This is a genomic window from Arhodomonas sp. KWT (assembly GCF_010993615.1).
Genome location: NZ_WNXE01000080.1, coordinates 2,797 through 9,852, shown reverse-complemented (window position 1 = coordinate 9,852; position 7,056 = coordinate 2,797). Strand labels below are relative to the sequence as shown.

9 protein-coding genes are annotated in these 7,056 nt (G+C 69.4%); 2 read left to right on the top strand and 7 right to left on the bottom strand.

From position 1 onward, the window contains the following. A partial coding sequence (nadB, locus tag G7A99_RS12130) for an L-aspartate oxidase (RefSeq protein WP_163140480.1) occupies positions 1-1,517 on the top strand: 1,517 nt, incomplete at its 5' end. On the opposite strand, the gene G7A99_RS12125 is transcribed toward nadB, so the two are convergent. From G7A99_RS12125 to G7A99_RS12095, 7 genes are all read right to left on the bottom strand, one after another. Then, positions 1,498-1,962: a hypothetical protein gene (locus tag G7A99_RS12125; protein WP_163140478.1), complete on the bottom strand. Its 465-nt coding sequence runs from the start codon at positions 1,960-1,962 to the stop codon at positions 1,498-1,500. The two genes, nadB and G7A99_RS12125, sit on opposite strands and share 20 nt — an antisense overlap. After that, positions 1,916-2,155 (bottom strand): succinate dehydrogenase assembly factor 2, encoded by a 240-nt coding sequence (locus G7A99_RS12120; protein WP_163140476.1) that lies wholly within the window; start codon positions 2,153-2,155, stop codon positions 1,916-1,918. The genes G7A99_RS12125 and G7A99_RS12120 overlap by 47 nt, the downstream gene beginning before the upstream one ends. 10 nt (positions 2,156-2,165) lie before the next feature. Further along, a complete protein-coding gene (locus tag G7A99_RS12115; protein WP_018718365.1) occupies positions 2,166-2,942 on the bottom strand; it encodes a succinate dehydrogenase iron-sulfur subunit in 777 nt (258 codons plus the stop codon). Positions 2,943-3,000: 58 nt separating this feature from the next. Then, on the bottom strand, positions 3,001-4,794 hold the full coding sequence (sdhA, locus tag G7A99_RS12110; RefSeq protein ID WP_163140474.1) for a succinate dehydrogenase flavoprotein subunit: 1,794 nt from the start codon (positions 4,792-4,794) through the stop codon (positions 3,001-3,003). 3 nt (positions 4,795-4,797) lie between these two features. Further along, entirely contained in the window at positions 4,798-5,178 is a 381-nt protein-coding gene (gene sdhD, locus G7A99_RS12105; protein ID WP_018718363.1) for a succinate dehydrogenase, hydrophobic membrane anchor protein, read from the bottom strand. A 23-nt stretch (positions 5,179-5,201) separates the two neighbouring features. Then, entirely contained in the window at positions 5,202-5,585 is a 384-nt protein-coding gene (gene sdhC / locus G7A99_RS12100; RefSeq protein ID WP_018718362.1) for a succinate dehydrogenase, cytochrome b556 subunit, read from the bottom strand. Positions 5,586-5,938: 353 nt separating this feature from the next. Continuing rightward, positions 5,939-6,130, bottom strand: a complete 192-nt coding sequence (locus G7A99_RS12095) for a DUF1674 domain-containing protein (RefSeq protein ID WP_018718361.1) — start codon at positions 6,128-6,130, stop codon at positions 5,939-5,941. Between the two features lie 104 nt (positions 6,131-6,234). On the opposite strand from G7A99_RS12095, the gene G7A99_RS12090 reads away from it, so the two are divergent. After that, positions 6,235-7,056, top strand: an 822-nt coding sequence (locus G7A99_RS12090) for a folate-binding protein YgfZ (RefSeq protein ID WP_163140472.1), incomplete at its 3' end; no start/stop codon positions are given.

The window sequence follows — 7,056 nt, the reverse complement described above, 5'->3', positions numbered from 1 at the left end:
CGACACTGCGTATCGCCATGATCGCCAAGGGACCGCTGACCGAGGGCTCCAGCCTCTACGCCCAGGGCGGGATCTCGGCGGTGCTCGACGCCGCCGACTCGGTGGACGACCATGTCCGCGATACGCTCACCGCCGGCGCCGGACTCACCGAGGAGGCCACCGCACGCTTCGTCGCCGAGCACGCACCGGCGGCCATCCGCTGGCTCGTCGATGCCGAGGTCCCCTTTTCCCGCGCCGAAGGCGAAGCCGCCGATCTCCACCTCCACCGCGAGGGCGGTCACAGCCATCGCCGCATCGTCCACGCCGCCGACGCCACGGGGCGCGCGGTGGAGACGACCCTGGAGGGCGCCGTCCGCGCCCGGGAGAACGTCACCGTCCTCGAGCACACCATGGCGGTGGAGCTGATCACCGAGCGCCACACCGGCGGCGAGCCGCGCTGCCACGGGGCCTATGTGCTCGACCGGCGGAGCGGGCGCGTGCGTACTCTGCCGGCGCATACGGTGGTGCTCGCCACCGGCGGCGCGAGCAAGGTCTATCTCTATACCAGCAACCCGGATGGGGCGACCGGCGACGGTATCGCCATGGCGTGGCGCGCCGGCTGCCGGGTCGCGAACATGGAATTCAATCAGTTCCATCCCACCTGCCTCTATCATCCCCGGGCGAAGTCGTTCCTGATCAGCGAGGCCGTGCGCGGTGAGGGCGCTGTCCTGCGCCTGCCCGACGGCGAGCGATTCATGGCGCACTTTGACGAGCGCGCCGAGCTCGCGCCGCGGGACGTGGTTGCCCGGGCCATCGACCACGAGATGAAACGCCTGGGCGTGGACTGCGTCTACCTGGACATCAGCCACCGGGACGCGGCGTTCATCCGCGGGCACTTCCCCACCATCCACGCCCGCTGCCTGGAGTTCGGCATCGACATGACCCGCGAGCCGATCCCGGTGGTTCCTGCCGCCCATTACACCTGCGGCGGGGTCGTGGTCGACCGCCACGGGCGTACCGACCTGCCCGGTCTCCACGCCATCGGCGAGTGCAGCTACACCGGGCTGCACGGGGCCAACCGCCTGGCCAGCAACTCGCTGCTGGAATGCCTGGTCTACGGCATGAGCGCCGCCGAGGTCATCCCGGCGGACTGCGCCGCGCGGAGCGGCCGGGCGCCGGCGGTGCCGCCGTGGGACGAGAGCCTGGTGACCGACTCCGACGAGCAGGTCGTGGTCAGCCACAACTGGGACGAGATCCGGCGGTTCATGTGGGACTACGTCGGCATCGTGCGCACGGACAAGCGTCTGGAACGGGCCCGCCACCGCGTCGACCTCCTCGCCCGGGAGATCGCGGAGTACTACCGCAATTTCCGGGTCACGCCGGATCTCATCGAACTGCGCAACCTGGCGGTGGTCGCCGAGCTGATCGTGCGCAGCGCCACCGCCCGGCGCGAGAGCCGGGGGCTGCACTTCACCCGGGACCACCCGGAACCCTCCGCGGATCCGGCCCCCACCGTACTTACGCCCGGCTACCGCTGACCGCCGCCTCCGCGGCGCGCAGCGCCCGGCAGAGGCCGCGCCAGTCGGCGACTCCGTCGCGGCCAAGCACGCAGCAGCCGCGCCGCACCCCTGCGGCCCAGTGCACCACGAGCAGCGGGCCGGCCCGGTGTGACGCCACCAGCCGCACCCGCCGGATACCGCCGGCGGCGACCAGGTCCAGCCGGTCCTCGCCGGGCAGACGCAACGCCAGCGGCACGCGCCCCCGACCGGGTACCCCGTGGTGATAGAGTCCTCGCGCAAGACCCGCACCGAGCACGGCGAACCAGACTGCGCGCGCCGTCCAGGACCAGTCCGTCAGGAGAAACAGGGGAACGAGACCGGCACCGTAGGTACCGGTGAGTACGGCGCTGACCCACAGGGAGCGGGTCAGTGCCGTCTCAAACGCCGTCGCGGACGCGGCGGACGATATCGCGGAGGGATCCATCCGTGGGCTCGCTCGCGCCGGTCAGCAGCCAGTCCGCCAGCGCATCGTCCTCCTGATCGAGCAACTGCTCGAAGGCCCGGCGCCCGTCCTCGTCGAGCGCCTCGTAGCGACGGCTGACGAACCGTTCCAGCAGAAAGTCCAGTTCCTTGGTACCGCGCCGGCAGCGCCAGCGCAGTCGCGAGACCTCTGACACCGGCCCGGCCTCAGCGGCGCTCGACCATGAGCTTCTTGATCTCGGCGATGGCCTTGGCCGGGTTCAGGCCCTTGGGGCACACCGAGGTGCAGTTCATGATCGTGTGGCAGCGGTAGAGCTTGAAGGGGTCCTCCAGCTCGTCGAGCCGCTCGCCGGTGGCCTCGTCACGGCTGTCGGCGATCCAGCGGTACGCCTGCAGGAGGACCGCCGGCCCGAGGTAGCGGTCCGGGTTCCACCAGTAGCTCGGGCAGGAGGTGGAACAGCAGGCGCAGAGGATGCACTCGTAGAGGCCGTCCAGCTCGGCACGGTCCTCCTTGGACTGCAGCCGCTCGTGATCCGGCGGCGCCGGGCTCTGCGTCTTCATCCAGGGCTGGATGGAGGCGTACTGGGCATAGAAATGGGTGAGATCGGGGATCAGGTCCTTGACCACTGCCATCGACGGCAGCGGGTAGATCCGCACGTCGCCCTTGATCTCGTCGATGCCCTTGGTGCAGGCCAGCGTGTTCTGCCCGTCGATGTTCATCGCGCAGGAGCCGCAGATGCCCTCGCGGCAGGAGCGCCGGAACGTGAGCGTGGGATCGATCTCGTTCTTGATCTTGATGAGCGCGTCGAGAACCATCGGCCCGCAGCTGCCCATGTCCACCTCGTAGGTGTCGAGCCGCGGATTCTCGCCGCTGTCCGGATCCCAGCGGTAGACCTTGAAACGCTTGATGTTGCCCCCGCCCTCGGCGCGATGGGTGACGCCGTCGGTGACGCGGGAATTGGCCGGCAGGCTGAACTTCGCCATCTCGTGAACCTCTTCGCTGACGCTTGACCGGGTTGGAAACCGCGAGGGGGCGGGCCGTTCAGTAGACCCGCTTCTTCGGCGGAATGACCTCCATCTCGTCGGTCAGCGTATTCATGTGCACCGGACGGTAGTCGATGGTCACGTTGCCGCTGCGGTCCATCCAGGTGACGGTGTGCTTCATCCAGTTCTCGTCGTCCCGCTCCGAGTGGTCCTCGCGGGCGTGCGCCCCGCGGCTCTCGGTGCGGTTGCGCGCGGACTGCACGGAGGTGACCGCGTTGGCGAGGAGGTTCTCCAGCTCCATCGTCTCCACCAGATCGGTGTTCCAGATGAGCGAGCGGTCGGAGACGCTGACGTTCTCGAACGACGCGTAGATCTCCTCGATCCGCTTGCAGCCCTCCTCCAGCGTCTCACCGGTACGGAACACGGCGGCGTAGTTCTGCATCGTCCGCTGCATGCGGTCGCGGATGCGCGCCGTCGGCTCCGAGCCGTTGGCGTTGCGCAGTCGGTCGAGCCGCGCCAGCGCCGGCTCGGCGCTGTCGGCGGGCAGCGGACGGTGGTTCGCGCCGGCCTCGTCGACCAGCTCCGCGGCACGGATCGCCGCCGAGCGGCCGAAGACCACCAGGTCGAGCAGCGAGTTCGAGCCCAGGCGATTGGCACCGTGCACGGACACGCAGCCCGCCTCACCGATGGCCATGAGCCCCGGCACGACCGCGTCCGGATCGCCGTCGCGGGGGGCGACGACCTCGCCGCGGTAGTTCGTCGGGATGCCGCCCATGTTGTAGTGGACGGTGGGCAGCACCGGGATCGGCTCCTTGGTCACGTCGACGCCCGCGAAGATGCGCGCGGTCTCGGCGATGCCGGGCAGGCGCTCGTTGATGACCTCCGGGCCGAGGTGCTCCAGATGCAGGTGGATGTGGTCCTGCTCCGGGCCCACGCCGCGGCCCTCGCGGATCTCCACCGTCATGGAGCGGCTGACCACGTCGCGGGAAGCGAGGTCCTTGGCATTGGGGGCGTAGCGCTCCATGAAGCGCTCGCCGTCGGAGTTCGTGAGGTAGCCGCCCTCGCCGCGCACGCCCTCGGTGATCAGGCAACCCGCGCCGTAGATACCGGTGGGATGGAACTGGATGAACTCCATGTCCTGGACCGGCAGACCGGCGCGCAGGACCATGCCGGCGCCGTCGCCGGTGCAGGTATGCGCGGAGGTGCAGGAAAAGTAGGTCCGCCCGTAACCGCCGGTGGCGAGCACCACCACGTGGGCGCGGAAGCGGTGGATCTTGCCGGTGGCGAGATCCAGGGCGATGACGCCGCGGCAGGCACCGTCCTCGTCCATGATCAGGTCGATGGCAAAGAACTCGATGTAGAACTCCGCCTGATGCTTGAGCGACTGCTGGTAGAGGGTGTGCAGGATGGCGTGACCGGTACGGTCCGCCGCGGCACAGGTGCGCTGGGCACGGCCCTCGCCGAAGTGCGTGGTCATGCCGCCGAAGGGGCGCTGGTAGATGCGGCCCTCCTCGGTGCGGGAGAACGGCACGCCGTAGTGCTCGAGCTCGACGATGGACGGGATGGCCTCGCGGCACATGTACTCGATGGCGTCCTGGTCACCGAGCCAGTCGGAGCCCTTGATGGTGTCGTAGGCGTGCCAGCGCCAGTCGTCCTCGCCCATGTTGCCGAGTGCGGCGCTCACGCCGCCCTGGGCGGCCACGGTGTGGCTGCGGGTCGGGAAGACCTTGGTCACGCAGGCCGTGTTGAGTCCCTTCTCGGCCATACCGAAGGTCGCGCGCAGGCCGGCGCCGCCGGCGCCCACCACGACGACGTCGTAGGTATGGTCGATGATCTCGTAATCGCCCGCCATGAATCAGCCTCCCACCGCGACGCGCAGTACCGAAATGATGCCGACCGCGCCGAGCACCACCGCGACGAATTTCACGAGCACGATCAGCGCCTGGCGCAGCGCCTCACAGCCCACGTAATCCTCGAGGACCACCTGGATCCCCATGGCCCCGTGCCAGAACACGAGCCCGACCACCAGCGCCATGAGCGCGGCGTTGAACGGCGCGCTCAGCCACGCGACCGCGGCGAGATAGCCTCCGCTGCTGACCGTCGCGACCCCCACGATGAACCAGAGCATGAGCGGAACGAGCGCGATGGCCGTGAGCCGCTGGAACCACCAGTGGGTGGCGCCGTGATGCGCCGAGCCGAGCCCGCGCGCCTGCTTGATCGGTGTACGAAACTGCATGTCTACCCCCTCGCCGCTCGCGTTCACACGCTCAGCGCGATGATCCACGCCACCAGCGTAAGCACGCCGGCCGCCACGATTGCCGCCATGCCGCTCTTGCGCGCGGTCTCGAGCTCGAACCCGTAGCCCGCATCCCAGAACAGGTGCCGGATGCCGTTGCACAGGTGATAGAAGAGCACGAAGGTCCACACGAACATGAGCAGCTGCACGAAGCCGTTGCCGAGCACGGCATTGGCGGTGGCGTAGCTGCGCGGACCACCGGCCAGCGCGGTCAGCCAGTAAACGAGAACCAGCGCACCGACGCAGAGCAGCACGCCCGAGATGCGGTGACTGATCGACGTCAGCGCCGTGAACGGCAGCCGGTAGATCTGGAGGTGGGGAGAAAGCGGCCGATTATCGGACTGCATGAAACTCGCTCCGCTTCATTCTTTTGGGTAGTTCACTCGATGCCGGCGCTAAAACTATACTTCCGCGCCTGCGCTTGCAAGTGTCTTGCGCTGCAACACGCCTCAAAAACAACCTGTATCCTTTTGATAAAAAAGGAAAATAATAACCGGCCGAAAGCATGCCCCCATGCACCGTTGCGGCGCAACGCGAATGCCCGTCGCCCGGGCCACGTCGCTCGCGATTCAGCCGTCGGGCTCATGCCGCGCGCGCCGCACGGCACCCGTCTCGCCCCGAAGGGATTCCGCGGATGTGCGGGCCCCGGTCCCCACGGACCTCCCGTCCCGGCGGCTCCGCCGGCGCGCCGGGCAGGTGACTAGAAGTCGCTACAGCGCCCGTTGCTCTCCCAGTCGCCGTAGCGGGTGGGCTCCGGCCCGCGGGGACCGCCGATCTCCTCGGGCCAGGCCTCGCCGGGACGCTCGCGCCGGCGCTCCGCCGTGCCGCGGTCGTCGCCCTCCACCGGCTGCTCGGCGCTCGCCTGCTCGGGCTCGCGTTCGTTCTCGCTCATGGCTGCCTCCTGCTTTTTGCCCTCGGCCCCGGACGTGGGAGAATGCCTCTCAATCCGGATTCACCTCCAAGACGGGATCGCGATACGCCCGGAAGGTTCACTCTATGACCGACTCATGGACCGCAATTTTACAGGAACTCGGTACCGGCGGGGACGGCCACCTGGCACCGGTGTCGGACGAGGCGCGCCACGTCGCCGACGGCGGCGTCGCTGCCCCCCTGCCAGGCACCGGTGTGATCCGCGTGACCGGCGAGGACGCCCCGGCGTTCCTGCAGGCCCAGCTCACCAACGCGATCGAGGACATGGATCCCGGCCAGTCCCGGCTCGCCGGCTGGTGCACGGCCAAGGGCCGGGTGCTGGCGCTGTTCCGCGTCATCCGCACGGACGAGGGGTTCCTCCTGCTCACCGCCGCGGAGCGGGTGCCGGCGGTGCTCAAGCGCCTGCGGATGTTCGTCCTCCGCGCCCGGGTCACCCTGGAGGACATCGGCGGGGAGACGGCGGTTATCGGGCTCGCGGGCACCCCCGCGTCCGCGCCGCTGTCCGAACTCGCGGGGACACCGCCTGGTGCCGTGGACGCGGTCACCCGGGCCGGCGATCTCACCGCGGTGCGCCTGCCCGACCCGGAACCCCGCTGGCTGCTGCTCGTGCCCGCCGACGAGGCGGGTGCGGTCTGGGACGCGATCGCACGGGCGCTCCCGGCGGTGGGCCCGTCCACCTGGCGGCTGCTCGACATCCGTGCCGGTCTGCCGGAGATCGTCGACGCCACCGCCGAGCGCTTCGTCCCCCAGATGCTCAACCTGGAGCCGCTGCGCGGGCTCGCCTACGACAAGGGCTGTTACCCGGGCCAGGAGGTGGTGGCGCGGATGCACTACCTCGGCCAGCTCAAACGCCGGCTCTACCGCCTCGGCGGCGCCGGGCGGCCCCCG